Source organism: Enterococcus sp. DIV1315a, assembly GCF_051712325.1.
GTDB classification, from domain to species: Bacteria; Bacillota; Bacilli; order Lactobacillales; family Enterococcaceae; genus Enterococcus; species Enterococcus faecalis.
This window is the reverse complement of the sequence record NZ_JBIOOS010000001.1, coordinates 1,281,651-1,298,945: the sequence shown is the minus strand read 5'-3', so window position 1 is coordinate 1,298,945 and position 17,295 is coordinate 1,281,651. Positions and strand designations below refer to the sequence as shown.

Here is a 17,295-nt window from a genome sequence, read left to right as displayed (position 1 = left end):
GATGAAGAAACAACAATCGGGTTTAACAAATCAAGTGACGTTTTTATTAGCGTTAACTTGCGGGGTCGTGGTCGCCAATATGTATTATATTCAACCAATTGGCACCCAAATTGCTCAGGCCTTTCAAGTCAGTATTGGTTCTATTGGTTTTGTTACTATGCTGACCCAATTAGGGTATGCGCTAGGCTTACTTTTTCTTGTTCCATTAGGCGATGTCGTTGATCGCCGCAAATTAATCATTCGAGTAGCTGGGCTCTCCTCGCTGTCTCTAAGTGCTGCATTTTTTGCACCAAGTTTTCTCCTGTTTGCACTCTCTTCTTTTTTTATTGGGTTGCTCTCTATTGTCGCCCAAATTATTATTCCTTATGCTGCGGTCATGGCGGGACCAGCGAACCGTGGTAAAGTAACAGGTCGAATGCTGGGCGGACTATTGACAGGAATTTTATTGTCTCGAACGATCTCGGGTTTCATTGCTAGTGCAGCTTCTTGGCGAACAGTCTACTTAATCGCCGTAATATTCGTGTTAGCATTGGTCGTTCTACTCCAATTAAAATTGCCCAAAACAGTGATACATACTCAAACTTCAAATCGATTAACTTATTTAGGTTCTTTGAAAAGTCTTCCTAAGCTAATCAAATCGCAACCTTTGTTAAGAGAAGCAACTGTCAATGGCTTTTTTATGTTTGCAACCTTTTCAATCTTTTGGTCTACATTAATTTTCTTTGTTAGTAGTCCAGCTTATTATTGGGGACCGAAAGAAGTCGGTATTCTAGCAACTTTTGGGTTATCAGGGGCTTTCGTAGCACCCATCATTGGTCGTCTATCCGATTATTATCCAGAACGGAAGATTGTTTTGATTGGCCTGTTGATGCAGTTCGGTAGTTTTATCCTACTTTTTCTAGGTGGAACACATGTGGTCTTACTAATCTTAGCAATTATTGTTTTAGATATCGGTACTCAATTTGGGCAAGTAGCCAATCAAACACGCGTCCAAAATTTGGGAGAAGAAGCCAGCAATCGTAACAATACCGTCTTTATGTTTTTCTATTTCATCGGCGGTTCACTGGGTTCATTGATTGGTACATTAATGTGGCAAAACTATGGTTGGTCTGGTGTTACTTTAACTGGTATTGGGTTCCAATTGTTCGCATTATTTTTTCACTTTATGCTCTTTGCTCCCAAAAAGAAATGAAGCAAAAAACCTGAATGCTATCACAAGCATTCAGGTTTTTTAATCTTTATTTATAGTGATTTATAGGTATTAACCACATTTTCAGGAGTAAAGCCAAATTTTTCAAGAACTAGACCGCCAGGTGCAGAAGCGCCGAAGTGATCAATTGTAATTGTTTTGCCTTCCGTCCCTACATAGCGTTCCCAACCAAAACTTGCTGCAGCTTCAATTGCCACACGTTTTGTCACAGCTTTAGGTAACACACTTTCTTTATATTCAGCAGATTGTTTTTCAAACAAATCAAAACTTGGCATTGACACGACAGATACATCGATGCCTTCTTCCGCTAATTTCGCTTGTGCTTCCACTGCTAGATTTACTTCAGAACCAGTCGCAATTAAAATCCCTGCTGGTTGTTTACCTTTTTGTGGTGACAATACATAAGCACCTTTTTGAACAGAATCAGAAGCGTGTTCTAACGTTCCTTCTAAAACAGGTAAGTTTTGACGACTTAGAACTAAAATAGTTGGTGTTTCCGTAGAAGTCATAGCAATTTTCCAAGCAGCAACAGTTTCATTGCCGTCTGCTGGACGAATCACATGAACATTTGGAATGCAACGAACACTTGCTAATTGCTCAATTGGTTCGTGTGTTGGCCCATCTTCACCCACCGCAACAGAGTCATGCGTTAAGACGTAAGTTACAGGAACTTTTTGTAAAGCGGCTAAACGGATTGCTGGACGTAAGTAGTCAGTAAAGACGAAGAATGTCCCGCCATAAACATGGCTACCACCGTGTAATTGAATCCCGTTCATTGCTGCAGCCATTGCAAATTCGCGAACACCAAACCAAATATTACGGCCTTCGTATTGACCAGGTTCGAAATCTTTTTCTGCAGCAACCATTGTATTATTTGAGGCAGATAAATCAGCTGAACCGCCCCAGAAACTTGGAACAACTTTTGAAATAGCTTGAATCGTTTCTTTACTTGTTACACGACTTGCGGCACTTGTTCCTAGTTCATATTTAGGTAATTCTTGTTCCCAACCTTCAGGTAATTGGTTGGCAAAAGCTTCTTTAAATTGTTTGGCTAATTCTGGATGCGCATGTTCATAGTTCTTAAACATCTCATTCCAAGCCTCTTCAGCTTTTTGGCCTTCGTCAATCATCGTTTCTTTAAAACGAGCAGCGACTTCCTCTGGCACAGTAAAGTCAGGGTATTCCCAACCATAAACAGCTTTAGCCGCTGTAATGCCCTCTTCACCAATTGGCGCGCCGTGAACGGAAGATGTTCCTTCTTTTGGTGCTCCGTAACCAATGACTGTTTTAACTTCAATCAGTGTTGGTTTATCTGTTTCAGCTTTAGCCGCTTCAATCGCAGCCTCTATTTCATCTAAATCATTGCCGTCTTTAACTAAAATATGTTGCCATCCGTATGCTTCATAACGAGCCCCAACATTTTCAGTAAAGGCTTTAGAAGTTGGTCCATCTAATGAGATGTCATTTGAATCGTACAAGACAATTAATTTACCTAATTTCATATGACCAGCCATTGAACTTGCTTCTTGAGAAACACCTTCCATTAAATCGCCGTCACCACAAATTGCGTACGTGTAATGATCCATAATAGGGAAACTATCACGATTATAAGTTGCAGCTAAATGCGCTTCAGCCATTGCCATACCAACAGCCATAGCAATCCCTTGTCCTAGAGGTCCTGTTGTTGCTTCAACACCATCTGTGTGGTGCACTTCTGGATGCCCTGGTGTTTTACTATCCCATTGACGGAAATTTTTCAAATCGTCAATTGTTACGTTGTATCCTGATAGATGTAATAAGCTGTACAACATTGCAGAGCCGTGGCCTGCTGAAAGTACAAAGCGATCACGATCAACCCAGTTTCTAGAAGTTGTTGGGTTCACCTTTAAATGTTTTGTCCAAAGTGCATACGCCATTGGGGCAGCACCCATTGGTAAACCAGGATGTCCTGAGTTCGCTTTTTGTACGGCTTCAATACTTAATGTCCGGATTGTATTAACGCCCAATTGATCTGTCTTGTCAAACAAAAAAATCATCTCCTAATTTAGGTTTTTTTTACCTTTATTCATAGTGTAGCTTATTTCGACAATGAAAGCAATTACTTTCTGTTGTGAAGTCCTTTTTCACGTTGAATTTGTTTTAGTTTTTCAGGAGTCACATCGGTCCCTTCTTGATCCACGACCTTCATTCCTTCGATATGGTGACGCATCCCTCCACGAAATGCTTCTAAATACTCTTTACGTAATTCTTGTTGTTCGACTTTTTCTTTCGCACTAAGTTCTTCCACTTTTGCTTTATTCGCTAATTCATTTATACGGGCAATTTTTTCTTTCGATAACATCAAAATCCCTCCTTACTCTCACTGTCTATATTATAAGAACTGCCTTAAAAAAACAACTATATTCTGATATTTATAAAACACGAACGCTTGTTTGATTTCGTTCGCATTTTATGGTACACTAATTTTATCAATTGAAAGAAGGTGCGGGTTTTGGCGAAACGTACAGAAACAAGACAATTAGAAGTACTTAAATATATATACGAACAAGTCGAATTAAAGGGTTATCCGCCAACCGTTCGCGAAATTGGGAAGGCTGTTGATTTATCCTCAACTTCTACCGTTCACGGACATTTAGCTCGTCTTGAAAAAAAGGGTCTAATCTTACGTGACCCAACAAAACCGCGAGCAATCGAATTAACACCAGAAGGCTTGGAAAAGATCGGAATTCAACCGACAACTATTCCGATGTTAGGTGTCGTAACTGCTGGTGAACCAATTTTAGCGGTGGAAGAAGCATCAGATTTCTTCCCGTTACCTCCTGATTTACGTACAGAAGAAAATACTTTATTTATGTTGACGATTCGAGGAGAAAGTATGATTAACGCAGGTATTCTAGATGGCGACCAAGTGATTGTTCGTAAGCAATCGAATGCCAATAATGGCGACATCGTAATCGCAATGACCGATGAAGATGAAGCAACCTGTAAACGATTCTTCCGAGAAGTAGATCATATCCGCTTGCAGCCTGAAAATGATGCATTAGCGCCTATTCTTTTAGATAACGTGACAATTTTAGGTAAAGTTGTTGGTTTATATCGCAATCATATTTAATAAAAAAAGGAAGTCACTCCGTTGAGCGGCTTCCTTTTTTGCTTGTTAACAAGTGAATAGCCTTTTGAGCTTCCTCGATAACCTCTTCTTCAGTTTCTACAGAAAGTAGATAATTTAAAGCTTCTAAACTTTGCTCGGGTTCTCTTTTTGCGAGCTGACCTAACGACCAAGCAGCTGTTCCGCGAATGACAGGACGCTGATCATTTAAACAGAGAATAATTTGTGGGATAGCTTCACGGCCGCCCAAATTCGCTAACGCAATTAAAGCATTTCGTTGCAATGGTTTTTTGCCACGCCAGGAGCCTGCTAAGTGTCCGAATTGCTGTTTAAACTCTTTATTGGAAATAGTTAATAACGGTGCCAATTTGGGATAAACTTCTTCAATCTTTGGTTCCATCTCTTCATGAAAATGAAAATCTTTTCCTTTATTATAAGGGCAAACCAGCTGACAAATGTCGCAACCATAAATGACGTTACGCATTTTTTTCCGATACTCTTCAGGCATCATGCCTTTTGTTTGCGTTTGATAAGACAAACATTTTTGAGCATTCATTCGACCGTCCCCTAACAAAGCCCCTGTAGGACACCCTGTGATACAACGAGTACAATCACCGCAACCATTTGGAACAGGTTCATCTGGTTCAAATTGAATGTTGGTGGTCACCTCACCTAAATATACAAAGGAACCAAATTCTTCGGTAATCAGTAGACCATTTTTACCAATGAATCCTAAACCCGCCCGCTGAGCAACAGCGGTGTCAACATATTCGCCAGTATCCACTTGCGGCCGAAAACGCCAGTGTTCTTTTTCTGCTTCAGTGGCAGCTTGCTCTTCAATAAAAGCAATTAATTTTTGCAACCGATCCTGCAAAATGTGATGATAATCAATTCCCCAAGAGGCTCGCGCAAATTGTCCACGCTTTTCATCTCTAGGCATTTTTTCCTGAGCTTTGGTGGGATAAGCTAAAGCAATGGAGATAATACTTTTAGGATGCTCAAACGTTTTTTCTGGGTAAATTCGTTCTTCCACATTTTGATGTTCAAACCCCGAGTTATATCCTCGCTCTCGTTGTTCATGCAGAGAATCTTCTAATTCAATAAATGGTTCAGCATGAGTAAAGCCGATTTTATCGATGCCTAAACGTTGACTCTCTTGAATAATTTTTTCTTTCAATGTCGGCATTGCTCATGCCTCCCTTCATTTTATTATTTATCGTTTCGATGATACGTTTCATAGTCATGTGCATAGAGATTTTTCTCGTCCACGACGCCGGGAACAGTGGCAACTTTTTCCCAAACAGACCAGTCAATTTCTGGAAAGAAAGTGTCGCCTTCAAACGTTTCATGAATCATCGTCCGATATAAGACATCGCATGCGGGAATCAATTCTTTAAAAACGACAGAACCTCCACCAATAACGGTCACGCCTTCATACTTGTCAGCATACGCAAGAATTTCCTCTACGGAATGCATAACCAAAACGCCTTCAGCTTGGTAATCCGGATTACTGGTAAGAACAATCGTTGTTCGATTTGGTAACGGACGACATCCCATGCCTTCGAAAGTTGCACGTCCTAAGACCAATGTATTATGAATTGTTTTTTCCTTGAAAAATTTCAAGTCGTTGGGTAAATGCCAAGGCAATTTGCCTTCTTTACCAATCACTCCTTGTTCATCTTGGGCCCAAATAGCTGCTAACATAGCTTCTCTCTCCTTTTTTATACGGCAATCGGCGCTTTAATCGTTGGATGTGGGTCATAGCCTTCTACTTTAATATCTTCCATATCAAAATCAAAAACAGAAGCCTTGTCTGGATTCAAAACGAGCGTTGGGAAAGAACGAACTTCTCGTGATAATTGTTCTTGCATTTGTTCCACATGATTTTGATATAAGTGGGCATCTCCTAGCGTGTGTACAAACTCCCCCACTTCTAAACCTGTTTCATGTGCAATCAAATGCGTCAATAAAGCATAGCTTGCAATGTTAAAAGGAACACCTAAAAAAACATCGGCACTGCGCTGATAAAGTTGACAGCTTAATTTTCCTTCATTTACATAAAATTGAAACATAGTGTGACAAGGCGGCAACGCCATTGAAGGCACATCTTCTGGATTCCAAGCGGAAACAATTAAACGGCGAGAATCAGGATTGGTTTTAATCATTTCAATCACATTAGCTAATTGATCAATAAAGCTACCATCTTTGGTTTCCCAGTGACGCCATTGCGCACCATAAATATTCCCTAATTCACCATATTTTTCTGCAAACTCTGCATCATTTAAAATGGCGTCACAGAACTTTTGATGTTCTTCTTTGTATTGTTCTGCAAACGCTGGATCTTGTAAGACACGATGCCCAAAATCCGTCATGTCTGGTCCTTGATAATCTGCGCTTTTTACGTAACGTTCGAACGCCCATTCATCCCAAATATGATTATTTCGCTCTAACAAATAGCGAATATTCGTGTCGCCTTTTAAAAACCACAATAACTCACTTTTAATCAAGCCAAACGGTACTCGTTTGGTTGTTAGTAAGGGAAATCCTTTGGCCAAATCAAAACGCATTTGATAGCCAAATAAACTATACGTACCAGTTCCTGTACGGTCTTCTTTAAAATGACCTTCTTCTAAAATCTTTTTTCCTAGCGCTAAGTATGCTTCTTCCATCTTATTCCCTCCGTCTCTTAATCCGCGTATTCACTCAAGTATTCCCAACGATTCATTTTTTCTTCTAACAATTGTTCCGTTGCTGTTACCGCTTCTTGTAGTTCTTGTAAACGAACAAAATCATCACCCTGATGATTCATTTCTTCAGTTAATGTTTCTAATTTCGTTTCTAATTGTGTGATGTCTTCTTCAATTGTTGCCCACTCTTTTTGTTCCATATAAGTCAGCTTTGTTTTTTCTTTCTTTTCTGTCGATGCTTCTTTTACTGGTTTATTGAGTGGTTTTTCTTTGACCTTTTCTTGTTCTTTTTGGTTCGCCAAATATTCACTCATCGTGCCATAAAATGATAGGATCTGACTATTTCCTTGAAAAACTAACAATTTATCCATTGTTTTATCCAAGAAATAACGGTCATGAGAAACAGCAATTACCGCTCCTTTGAACGTTTGAATATAATCTTCTAAAATGGTCAACGTATCAATGTCTAAATCGTTGGTTGGCTCATCCAATAATAACACGTTAGGCTGACTAATTAATAATTTTAAGAGATATAACCGGCGTTTTTCTCCACCAGACAGTTTGCCAATCAGTGTGCCATGCATAAAACGAGGAAATAAAAAGCGCTCTAACATTTCAGCGACCCCAACGCTGCTTCCATCACTGCGTTTCACTTCTTCTGCTGCTTCTTGCAAATAAGCAATCATCCGTTGATTAGGATCCATTTCTTCGTTTTGCTGGGTATAATAGCCAATTCGGACGGTTTCACCGATACTATATAGGCCACTCTCTAAAGGAATGCGTCCAGCTAAAATATTTAATAATGTGGATTTTCCTGCACCATTTTTACCAGTAATGCCAATTCGATCGTTTGCTTGAATGAGTAAATTAAAGTCTTTCAAAAGCTGTTTATGATCAATGGCATAATTTCCTTCCTTGATTTCCAGAACTTTTTTCCCTAAACGCTGCGTGGCAAAGTCTGCTTCTAAGGTGCCATTGGTTTGTACCTGATGCAAGTTTTCTTTTAAATCCTGAAACCGATCAATTCTTGCTTGCTGTTTCGTTCCTCGTGCTTGAACGCCTGCTCGCATCCACGCAAGTTCTTGTTTGAAGAGGCGTTTTCTTTTTTCTTCTTGTTCTACAGCGACACGTTCACGTTCGGCTTTTTCCATCACATACGTTTCATAGTTTCCTTTGTATTCATACAGTTTTCCAAAAGAAAGTTCGAAAATCCGATTGGTTACTCGATCTAAAAAGTAGCGGTCATGGGTCACCATTAAAACCGCGCCACGATAGTTATTTAAAAAGTTTTCCAACCATTCAATCGTTTCATAATCCAGATGGTTCGTTGGTTCATCCAATAACAGTAAATCAGGCGCTTCAATTAAGACTTGCGCCAAGCTTACTCGTTTTAACTGCCCACCAGAAAGCTCACCTATTTTCTTTTCCAATGTGGGAATACCTAATTTTTGTAAAATAATTTTTGCATTGGTATCTGCTGTCCAAGCATCTTGTTTATTCATGGCTTCTTCTGCTTGCGTGTAACGTCTTTGAACCCCTTCGTCTAAACCATTCTCACTTAAAGCAGCTAACGCTAATTCATAATTTTTGACTGTTTTTATGATCGGGCTGTCTCCCTGAAACACGGCTTCTGCAATCGTAATATTCTCGTCAAATGTTTGATTCTGGGAAAGGTACCCAATTTGATAATCACTTGGCTGCTGAATCGCAGCAAGATCACCATCACCGCTATCTACGCCAGCAATAATATTTAATAAACTGGTTTTCCCTGTGCCGTTAATCCCAATTAAACCAATGCGATCTTTTTCATGAATCAAAAAAGAAAGATGATCAAATAGTGTTTTTTCCCCATATGTTTTGGTTAAATCTGTTACTTTTAATTCTTTCACCGACACTACCAACTCCTTCTATTTTGGTCTTGCTTATTGTATCAAAAATTGGATTATAAAAAAAGTGCATGAGATAAAAATCGTCTTGGTTTCATCTCATACACTATTACTTATTCTTTATTAAAATTTTTAACAAATCGTTTCAGCGGAACGTTATTCACTTCGCCGCTAATCGAATAACTCTCTAATAAATTGACATTTTTTCGTAATTCGTTCGCTTCGATAATTGAAATGCGTTCAGATTGTTCGTAATGATCAATCATCCGTCGTTCTTCTTGGAAGCCTAATAATAGGTCTTTGACATAGTCTGTCTCCGTATGAACAATATACGAATCAATAAATTCGCCTTTTTCAAACTTATGGGCTAAATCCAAGCGTCCGTCAATGAAGAAATCAATTAAATCATCATCATAGACACCGCGCAAATTATCTAAACTCTTCAGAATAACTTGAGAATTTCTTAGAAAAACTTGGCGAATATTTTCTAGTTCTTCATTTCGTAATTCTTTTTCTTCTTCAGAAGCTTCACCACGATTGAAAAATAGCTTAGGATGTAAAAGAATCGAAATGATTTGTCGAGCAAATAATAACCAAAAGCCTACAATCGATAATAATTGTTTGGCAATCGACCGTTGCATCCGTGTAATCAAGCGTTGATACATACGATAACTTCTGACACTAATTTCTCCTTGTTTCAGACTTTCTTCTAAGCCGTCTCGTTCAATGGACACAATTAACGTCCGCAACTCTTGCACTTCTTGTTTTCGTTCTGCACTTAGCTGCTCGGTATACAATTCTTTTAAACGATCTTGATAATTTTCAATGACCGCATTCATTTCACCACGAGGATTCTCTTCATTTTGCTGTTTTAAGACATCAATGACATCACGTAATAAATCAATTTCGACTGACTCTTCATTTTCCACTTCCGTCTCTGAATCAGTTAAAAATGGTAAAACTAGAATCCCGCCAATCAGAGTCACCAAAATAACACAAGCCGTAATGAATAGTAATAACGGTCGTTCTTTAAAATGCTCGCCGTTAATCGCTGTTGGCAAAATAAAGATGGTGGCTAAACTCACTGTTCCTTTAACACCGCCAAAAGTTAAAATCAGCATTTCATTCATTGCGTTTTTAACTTTCTTAAGGCCATGTTGAAGCGTGTAAACACTGAAAATGGCTAAGAAACGAATCAAAAAGACAACGGCGCTAATAATTAGAACAACCATTAGTAGGAACCAGTTTGAATATTGTTGGTCAATCCAAATTGGCGAAAACACTTGAGAAAGTTCAATTCCTAAGAATAAGAAAACTAAGGCATTTAAAGTGAACTCAATCATACTCCAAATACTTTCGCCAACATTTGACAGCTCTGCTTCAAAAAGCGAAACTTTTTTCAAACTAGACGCTTGCATAATTCCAGCAATCACAGCAGCAATAATTCCAGAAACGCCAATCAACTCTGAAATTAAATAAGCAATAAATGGCAAGAGTAATTCAATCAACAAGTAGCCTGTAACATCTTTTGCCACTGCAGTTTCAAGTAAATGAACAATTTGCTGTTTTAATAGAACTAACACGATTCCGACTACCGCTCCACCAATACTGGAAATAACCAAGGTCCCTGCCGCTTCCACCGGCGAAAATGACCCCGTTAATAAAGCCGCTAATGCAAATTGAAAGGCTGTAACGCCTGATGCATCATTAATGAGTCCTTCACCAGATAAAATGTTCATCGAACGTTCAGGAATGTCAATTCGACCTGATAACGAACCTACCGCCACCGCATCCGTTGGCCCTAGAGCCGCTCCAAAAGCGAAGCAAGCGGCTAATGGTAAAGTAGGCAAAATCATATGCAGGGTCCAGCCGACTCCGACTAAGGTAATTAACACACCAAAAAAGGCCAAGAAAAGAATCATCCCGAAATTTTTCATCATTGCTTTCAGATTGATTAGCTCCCCTTCTCTAAATAAAAGCGGTGCAATAATCATTACTAAAAACACTTCAGGCTCAAATTCAATTTCCTGCCCCATTTTAGTTAAACCAATTAGAACGCCTACAATAATTTGCACAATTGGCAGCGGAATGACGGGAACAATCCGGTTGAATATGTTTGAGAAGGTAATAGACAGTGCAAAAACAATGATTAGAAAGGTAAATTCCATCCTATCATTCCCTTCTATATTAAATTTTTATTGACTTACCGATCAAAACATTTAAGTAATTTTTTCTTTTTAAGAATAATTTTCTTTTCGACTTCTTCTAACTCAGAACTGCGTTCGCAAAGTTCCAATTGAGCGCGTCGTGCTTCTAAACGAAGAAGTTCTCCTTTAATTAATTCAATTTTTTTGTAGCGTAAGAAATTTTTCTTTTGCATACGTTCTGCAAAGTGTTGTCGTTTTTCTTCAGGGATTGCTTGATATTTCTTTTTCAAGTCAGCGACACACTTTTCAAATTCTTCACTCACCGAAACAACTTCCTTCCAAAATTTAATCTGACTAATTATAACAAATTTTACCAAAAGTACAAGCAAAATTGCTTTCTTTTTTTCAAAAGAAATTCAGACAAAACTTAACGCGGGAAAAGCTGATTTCTAGGAGCTGAACATGGTTAATCTTCATTAACAATAATATCAATTTCTGCCTCTTCATTCATCCGTGTTGAAAGAAAAAGAACCATTTCTTCTAGTGGCGCAGAAAAGCGTAAAACCACCCCTCTTCTGCCTTTTTTTAAATACCCTAAACGAATACCGTTCGGCTTTTGAACAAGGACAATCTTTTCGATATCTTTAAAGGCCGTGCCCCGATTGTCAAAAGGATGCGTAATAATACAGTCCTCCGCAAAACCTCTTGCATCGTAAAGAAAACTGAAGATAATCAAAATATATAACACACTTCGAATCATTTCAATTTTATCTCCTGCCGAAAATGCATTGGCCAGAATCATTAAACTAAAAAAAGCAACTAAATATTTTGTTGTAGGATGTTTTGCAGCCGGAATTACAATACTTTTACGTACGAAGTAAAAGTAACCATACATAACGACGACAAATAAAAATAGCAATAACGTAAATCCATCGATAATCACAAACGACTCCTTTATTTCTTTTTCTTTTGAATATCTGTTAATATATCATTTATTTCTTTAATTTCTTTTTTTGATTCGTTAATCTTTTTGATAACCGCCTCACGGTTTTTTCCAGGCGGTAAGTCAATTGATTCTTGGTAGTAGTTTGCTAAAGCTTGAACTTTTTTCATTTTTTCGCTTTGCAACAAGGCTATATTTCTTTTCATTTAACCGCCTCCTCTTCCTTAGTATACATTACTTCGTAAGGAATTGCTTAATTTGCAAGATATTTTCTAATAAAAAGGAGTAATTTTACATTTTCTTATAAACAAAAAGTATTCGGCTGAGTAACACCAGCGAACGATAAAATAATAGAATAAAAAATGAGACAGAAGTAGTTTACTTTTGTCTCATCTTTTATTATTGTGCTGAAATCGCTAAACCAATTGCTTTTTCCCCTAGATGGGTCCCGATAACTGGACCAAAATGACCGATTTCAATTTCTGCATTTGGGTATAGCTTTTGTAATTTTGCTTGTTCTTTTTCAGCAACGATGCGGTTATTGGCATGAATCACGTACAGTTTAACTGGCGCTTCAATCCCTGCGTTTCGTTCACCAATAATCTTTTCTGCACGAGCAAAAGCTTTCTTTGTTGAACGGATTTTTTCAAATAATACAATCTTTCCATCTTCAAAAGTCAAGATAGGTTTAATCTTCAATAGCCCAGCGATCAAGGCTGCGCCATTCGTTAAGCGACCGCCACGAACTAAGTTGTTCAGATCTTCTACAATTAGATATGCATACGTATTATCACGAATTAAATCTAATTTGGCAAAAATTTCTTCTAAGCTGGCTTTTTCTTCTGTTAAATCTAAAGCAGCTTCTACCATGTGTCCCATTGGCATACTTGTAATTTTTGAGTCATATGGATACAAAGCAACGCCTGGGATTTCATCAGTAAGTCCGTGCAATGTATGAACAAAACCAGAGATTCCTGAAGAAAGATGAATGCTGATGATGGTGTCGTACCCTTGTTCAGCGATTGATTTGTAAAGCTCTAACACTTCTCCTAAAGCAGGTTGTGAAGTCGTCGGAAATTCTTTACTATTATTTAGCAATGCATAATATTCATCTGCTTCAATGTCAATGCCTTCGTTGTATATTTTTCCATCTAAAATGACTGGGATGGGAATTACAAAAAGATTCGGATGATCTTTAATGCGCTCGGGTAAATAAGCTGTACTATCTGTCACAATAGCAATTTTCATTTTGTAACCTCGTTTCACTAATTTTCCACGTTGTTTCTAATATAGCATAAAAAAGGATATTTTAAAATGCTTTCCTTATTCGTTCAGGAATTTTTCGATGGCGTCAGCATTTTTTTGTTCATCTACTTCTAAAATACTGCCTGCATAAGAGGATTCACCAAAATTCCAAGAATCTGGTACCGGAACCGATAATGACTCAACCCCTGCTTTTCCTTTAATCAACAATGATGGTCCATTCGTTAACATGAAACTAACAGGCACATCTGTCGACATATAGCCGACTAATTTCCCAAGTGATTCTGGGGTTCTTAATAAAGTCATTGGGTTTTTCATTTGGCTCATTACAGCTGACATAACTTGTTGTTGGCGACGAACCCGACCAAAGTCGCCTTCTTCATCCATCCTAAAGCGAGCGTATTGAAGTAAGACATGTCCATCCATGACCTGTTGCCCTTTTTCAATATCAACGCCATCTAAATTCAGTGATTTTTCTGCATCGATTTTGACACCTTTTGGAAACATAGAGTCAACAATTTTTTCAAATGATTGGAAATCTACCTTAGCATAATATTTCGTATCTAAATTAAAGTTTTGTTTTAACGTTTCACGAACCAATTCAGCACCGCCATAAGCGTATGCGGCATTAATTTTATTCGGCCCGACACCAGGAATGTCCACGAATGTATCACGCATAAATGAAATTAATTTCGGTTTTTTTGATGGTCCATTTAGTTGGAGAACCATTATTGTGTCGGCTCGTCCAGCATCTTCCCCACGTGTATCGCTGCCAAGAATTAAAATATTCTTAGCCCCGTTGCTACTTTTGACACCATTAAATGTTTCTACTTTTTCTTGAGGCAACGAGTCATCATGTTCTGCTGCAGATTTTCCTTTTAAAAACATGACTGTACTATAGGCAAATAACAGAATCAATAGGATCACTAGCCATTTGAAAAAGCGTTTTGTTTTTGATTTTTTACGTTTCTTTTTTGGTTTCTTGTCTTTTTTTCCGCGGGGTGGTTGGTCAGAACCGTTGCCACCACCTGAATCTGTTTGATGTCGCCTCTCACTTCTGCGACTGTCCTCAGTATAGCTGTCTTCGTAAACTGACTCTTGAAGGCTTTCAGCTAGTTCTTCTGGTTCTTCTTCTCTATGTTCACCCATTGATTTTCGGGGATTAAAGGTCTTTTTATGCTCTGCTGGTCTCGATTTTTCATGAATATGTTTATAACGATCTACACGACTCATCGTGTCACTCCTTTACCTCTGTGTTTTATCACCTTTCTTAGGATACCTCATTTCGCAGGAAATTCCTATTACAAATATGTAATTTAATAAAAAATGAAACTCACTTTATCTAATAAGTAAGCTTCATTTTCATTTTTAACTCTTTAAAGTGTGGACAAAACATAGATCGGGTAATCCCCTAAAATTTTTATTTCTGCGCCAATCAGTTCCAGTTCTGTTAAAGCTGCTTCAATTAATTTTTCTGGTTGATCTTTCACTAAGTCCATTAAAAAGAAGTACTCTCCTAGCTTTGTTTTCAACGGCCGCGATTCTATTTTGCTAAGATTAATCCCTCGCCAACTGAATACGCTTAATGCTTTGTGTAAAGAGCCAGGAACATTACTTGGCATCGTAATCGCCAGCGTTATTTTTTTCTCAGATAGCGGGAAAGAAATCGCTAAATTTTCAGAACCAAGAACCCAAAATCGGGTTTGATTTACCGATAAATCTTGTATATTTTTTTCAACAATGGTCAAATCATACATTTCCGCAGAAAGTTTTGGTGCAATAGCTGCAAAAGGTAATTCTGGATGTTCTGCAATGTATTTGGCGGCGTAAGCTGTTGAAGGCGTTGCTTCTAAAATCGCTTCTGGAAAGTTTTTCGCTAGAAACATCTGCGATTGAGCTAATGCTTGCGGATGTGATAAAATTTTCTGACTTTGTTGCCAGATCGATTGATTCTCTTTTGCCACCATTAATTGTTGTTGAATCGGTAAAACTAACTCTGCTTGGACAGGTAACTGCGCTTGATGATACAAATAATCTATCGATGCGTTAACAGTTCCTTCAATCGTGTTTTCTATTGGAATAATGCTGCATGCCACTTCTTGCTGTTCAATTGCTTTCAAGCAAGCTGGAATCGATGCGTACGGCATCAATGTAGCATCAGGAAAAGCAGCCAACGTTGCACTGTACGTAAAGGAACCAATCGGACCTAAATAACCAACTTTCATCGTTTCTCTACTCCTTTAATTGTTGCAGAATTTCATTGATAATTTCTTCTGGTGAGCGATTGGTCGTATCAATTGTCATCTTCGCACATTCTTCATAAAAATTTTTACGAGACTCAAATAAAGTAATGATTTCTTTTGAAGAACGTTCTATAGCTAAGGGGCGTTGGTTTTCAGTATCTTCTGCGATTCTTTTTAACAGCTCTTCTGGTGTCGCATGTAAATAAATCACTTGCTGAAAAGATTTTAATAAGCTACGATTTTCTGGTCCGACAACAATCCCGCCCCCAGTTGAAAGGACGGCTGTATTTTTTGACAGCTCCTTTAAAAGTTGGGTTTCCTGTTCTCGGAAAGCTGCTTCACCATATTTTTCGAAATAGTCAGGAATTGAGCGTCCTATTTTTTCAATTAACGCTGTATCTAAATCAAGATGAGGCATCTTTAGTTTATTGGCCAAACTTTGGCCGATAGTTGTTTTACCCGCACCCATGAAACCAATTAAAACAATGCTTTCCATGGTTCGTTATCCTCCTTCGTTAACAACTTAAACGTTCTAAGTCGTCAAAAAATGCTGGATAAGAAACTGAAACTGCTTCAGCCTTATCTAATTCAACAGTGCCTTCTTTTACAAGTAATGCAGCAATTTGTAACATCATCCCGATACGATGATCCCCATAACTGGTAACTCTTCCACCATGTAAAGAAGTTGGTCCATGTATAATTAAGCCATCATCAGTAGGCGTGATGTCGGCGCCTAAAATTGTTAATTCTTTCGCTACTGCATCAATCCGATTGGTTTCTTTGACTTTCAATTCTTCTGCATCTCGAATGATTGTCGTGCCAGTAGCCTGAGTAGCTAACAAAGCAATAATCGGTAACTCATCAATTAAACGTGGGATAATAGCGCCACCAATCTCTGTAGCTGTTAATTGACTCGTTTTTACAAGTAAATCGCCAGAGTGATTGGCCTCATCTTCATTTAAAATAGTGACGGAACCACCCATGTTTTTAATCACATCTAAAATACCTGTCCGCGTTTGATTTAAGCCAACATTTTTCAGAAGTATCTCGCTATCTGGGACTACTAAACCCGCAACTAAAAAGAAAGCTGCAGAAGAGATATCACCAGGAACTACCACATTTTGACCTGTTAATTGTTGCGGTCCAGTTAACATAATTTTTTTACCGTCTACTTCAAGCGTCCCACCAAATTGTCGAATCATCTCTTCTGTATGATCACGTGTCTTTTCTTTCTCAACTACTACAGAAGTGCCCTTGGCTTGCAAAGCAGCGAATAAAATAGCCGATTTAACTTGAGCACTTGCAACAGGCATTGTGTAGTCAATCGGTTGCAAATTTTGAGTCCCGCGAATAGAAATTGGCGGAAACTCCGTTTGCTGAACCCCTTGACATTCCGCTCCCATTTGGTTTAAAGGAAGCATTACACGATTCATTGGTCGTTTGGCAATAGACGCATCACCAGCTAGGCGCGTTTCAAAGGGACAGCCAGCTAAAATGCCCAGCATCAGACGAATTGTTGTCCCTGAATTTCCAACATCAATTGTATTCTTCGCCTTTTTTAAGCCTGCAAATCCTTGCCCCTCAACGGTGATTGTCGTCCCGTCATCTTCAATGTTCACACCTAAAGAACGAAACGCCGCTAAGGTACTTAAACAATCTTCGCCTCTTAGAAAATTTGTAATCGTCGTTTTTCCAGAAGAAATCGCTCCAAACATAATACTTCTATGGGAAATCGATTTGTCGCTAGGAACCATCAGAGTCCCTTGTAAATGTTTCACATTTGTACGTAGTTGCACCCTCATCACCT

At 38.5% G+C, this 17,295-nt stretch carries 17 protein-coding genes; 2 read left to right on the top strand and 15 right to left on the bottom strand.

Features of this window, described 5'->3' with window-relative positions; translation table 11 throughout:
• The first annotated feature begins 1 nt into the window (after position 1).
• The gene (locus IGJ03_RS06260) at positions 2-1,192 is read left to right on the top strand and encodes an MFS transporter (RefSeq protein ID WP_375804655.1); all 1,191 of its coding nucleotides are present in this window, start codon (positions 2-4) and stop codon (positions 1,190-1,192) included.
• A 50-nt stretch (positions 1,193-1,242) separates the two neighbouring features.
• Here IGJ03_RS06260 and tkt read toward each other — a convergent pair whose 3' ends face one another.
• Both tkt and IGJ03_RS06250 read right to left on the bottom strand, forming a co-directional pair.
• On the bottom strand, positions 1,243-3,237 hold the full coding sequence (gene tkt, locus IGJ03_RS06255; RefSeq protein WP_010708181.1) for a transketolase: 1,995 nt from the start codon (positions 3,235-3,237) through the stop codon (positions 1,243-1,245).
• A gap of 71 nt (positions 3,238-3,308) precedes the next feature.
• Positions 3,309-3,551 (bottom strand): DUF896 family protein, encoded by a 243-nt coding sequence (locus tag IGJ03_RS06250; protein WP_002384502.1) that lies wholly within the window; start codon positions 3,549-3,551, stop codon positions 3,309-3,311.
• A gap of 150 nt (positions 3,552-3,701) precedes the next feature.
• Here IGJ03_RS06250 and lexA point away from each other — a divergent pair, with 150 nt between their 5' ends.
• Positions 3,702-4,322 carry a transcriptional repressor LexA gene (gene lexA / locus IGJ03_RS06245; protein WP_010825248.1) on the top strand — a complete coding sequence of 207 codons (621 nt, stop codon included), beginning with the start codon at positions 3,702-3,704 and terminating at the stop codon, positions 4,320-4,322.
• A 13-nt stretch (positions 4,323-4,335) separates the two neighbouring features.
• On the opposite strand, the gene queG is transcribed toward lexA, so the two are convergent.
• From queG to aroA, 13 genes are all read right to left on the bottom strand, one after another.
• Positions 4,336-5,505 carry a tRNA epoxyqueuosine(34) reductase QueG gene (gene queG, locus IGJ03_RS06240; protein ID WP_002366694.1) on the bottom strand — a complete coding sequence of 390 codons (1,170 nt, stop codon included), beginning with the start codon at positions 5,503-5,505 and terminating at the stop codon, positions 4,336-4,338.
• Positions 5,506-5,528: 23 nt separating this feature from the next.
• Positions 5,529-6,023, bottom strand: coding sequence for a trimethoprim-sensitive dihydrofolate reductase (dfr, locus tag IGJ03_RS06235; RefSeq protein ID WP_002360302.1), 495 nt, complete (start codon positions 6,021-6,023; stop codon positions 5,529-5,531).
• Between the two features lie 17 nt (positions 6,024-6,040).
• Positions 6,041-6,988 carry a thymidylate synthase gene (locus tag IGJ03_RS06230; RefSeq protein ID WP_002357569.1) on the bottom strand — a complete coding sequence of 316 codons (948 nt, stop codon included), beginning with the start codon at positions 6,986-6,988 and terminating at the stop codon, positions 6,041-6,043.
• Between the two features lie 17 nt (positions 6,989-7,005).
• Positions 7,006-8,895, bottom strand: coding sequence for an ABC-F family ATP-binding cassette domain-containing protein (locus IGJ03_RS06225; protein WP_025189955.1), 1,890 nt, complete (start codon positions 8,893-8,895; stop codon positions 7,006-7,008).
• Between the two features lie 110 nt (positions 8,896-9,005).
• Positions 9,006-11,060, bottom strand: a complete 2,055-nt coding sequence (locus IGJ03_RS06220) for a cation:proton antiporter (RefSeq protein WP_002360309.1) — start codon at positions 11,058-11,060, stop codon at positions 9,006-9,008.
• Positions 11,061-11,095: 35 nt separating this feature from the next.
• Positions 11,096-11,428 (bottom strand): ACP phosphodiesterase, encoded by a 333-nt coding sequence (locus IGJ03_RS06215; RefSeq protein ID WP_002357572.1) that lies wholly within the window; start codon positions 11,426-11,428, stop codon positions 11,096-11,098.
• A gap of 77 nt (positions 11,429-11,505) precedes the next feature.
• Positions 11,506-11,982: a hypothetical protein gene (locus IGJ03_RS06210; protein ID WP_002369392.1), complete on the bottom strand. Its 477-nt coding sequence runs from the start codon at positions 11,980-11,982 to the stop codon at positions 11,506-11,508.
• Positions 11,983-11,993: 11 nt separating this feature from the next.
• A complete protein-coding gene (locus IGJ03_RS06205; RefSeq protein ID WP_002357574.1) occupies positions 11,994-12,188 on the bottom strand; it encodes a hypothetical protein in 195 nt (64 codons plus the stop codon).
• A gap of 193 nt (positions 12,189-12,381) precedes the next feature.
• Positions 12,382-13,230: a DegV family protein gene (locus IGJ03_RS06200; RefSeq protein ID WP_002382324.1), complete on the bottom strand. Its 849-nt coding sequence runs from the start codon at positions 13,228-13,230 to the stop codon at positions 12,382-12,384.
• A gap of 75 nt (positions 13,231-13,305) precedes the next feature.
• On the bottom strand, positions 13,306-14,478 hold the full coding sequence (locus IGJ03_RS06195) for an LCP family protein (RefSeq protein WP_083578595.1): 1,173 nt from the start codon (positions 14,476-14,478) through the stop codon (positions 13,306-13,308).
• A 143-nt stretch (positions 14,479-14,621) separates the two neighbouring features.
• Positions 14,622-15,470 (bottom strand): prephenate dehydratase, encoded by an 849-nt coding sequence (gene pheA / locus IGJ03_RS06190; RefSeq protein WP_081115663.1) that lies wholly within the window; start codon positions 15,468-15,470, stop codon positions 14,622-14,624.
• Positions 15,471-15,477: 7 nt separating this feature from the next.
• Positions 15,478-15,984: a shikimate kinase gene (locus tag IGJ03_RS06185; protein ID WP_002360319.1), complete on the bottom strand. Its 507-nt coding sequence runs from the start codon at positions 15,982-15,984 to the stop codon at positions 15,478-15,480.
• 19 nt (positions 15,985-16,003) lie between these two features.
• A complete protein-coding gene (gene aroA / locus IGJ03_RS06180) occupies positions 16,004-17,290 on the bottom strand; it encodes a 3-phosphoshikimate 1-carboxyvinyltransferase (RefSeq protein ID WP_002374853.1) in 1,287 nt (428 codons plus the stop codon).
• Positions 17,291-17,295: the final 5 nt, after the last annotated feature.

Bases quoted from the DNA above. Each gene is read 5' to 3' on its own strand.
- IGJ03_RS06260 (WP_375804655.1), top strand. From the start codon at position 2: ATGAAGAAACAACAATCGGGTTTAACAAATCAAGTGACGTTTTTATTA.
- IGJ03_RS06250 (WP_002384502.1), bottom strand. From the start codon at position 3,551: ATGTTATCGAAAGAAAAAATTGCCCGTATAAATGAATTAGCGAATAAA.
- queG (WP_002366694.1), bottom strand. From the start codon at position 5,505: ATGCCGACATTGAAAGAAAAAATTATTCAAGAGAGTCAACGTTTAGGC.
- dfr (WP_002360302.1), bottom strand. From the start codon at position 6,023: ATGTTAGCAGCTATTTGGGCCCAAGATGAACAAGGAGTGATTGGTAAA.
- IGJ03_RS06230 (WP_002357569.1), bottom strand. From the start codon at position 6,988: ATGGAAGAAGCATACTTAGCGCTAGGAAAAAAGATTTTAGAAGAAGGT.
- IGJ03_RS06220 (WP_002360309.1), bottom strand. From the start codon at position 11,060: ATGGAATTTACCTTTCTAATCATTGTTTTTGCACTGTCTATTACCTTC.
- IGJ03_RS06205 (WP_002357574.1), bottom strand. From the start codon at position 12,188: ATGAAAAGAAATATAGCCTTGTTGCAAAGCGAAAAAATGAAAAAAGTT.
- IGJ03_RS06200 (WP_002382324.1), bottom strand. From the start codon at position 13,230: ATGAAAATTGCTATTGTGACAGATAGTACAGCTTATTTACCCGAGCGC.
- IGJ03_RS06195 (WP_083578595.1), bottom strand. From the start codon at position 14,478: ATGAGTCGTGTAGATCGTTATAAACATATTCATGAAAAATCGAGACCA.
- pheA (WP_081115663.1), bottom strand. From the start codon at position 15,470: ATGAAAGTTGGTTATTTAGGTCCGATTGGTTCCTTTACGTACAGTGCA.
- IGJ03_RS06185 (WP_002360319.1), bottom strand. From the start codon at position 15,984: ATGGAAAGCATTGTTTTAATTGGTTTCATGGGTGCGGGTAAAACAACT.
- aroA (WP_002374853.1), bottom strand. From the start codon at position 17,290: ATGAGGGTGCAACTACGTACAAATGTGAAACATTTACAAGGGACTCTG.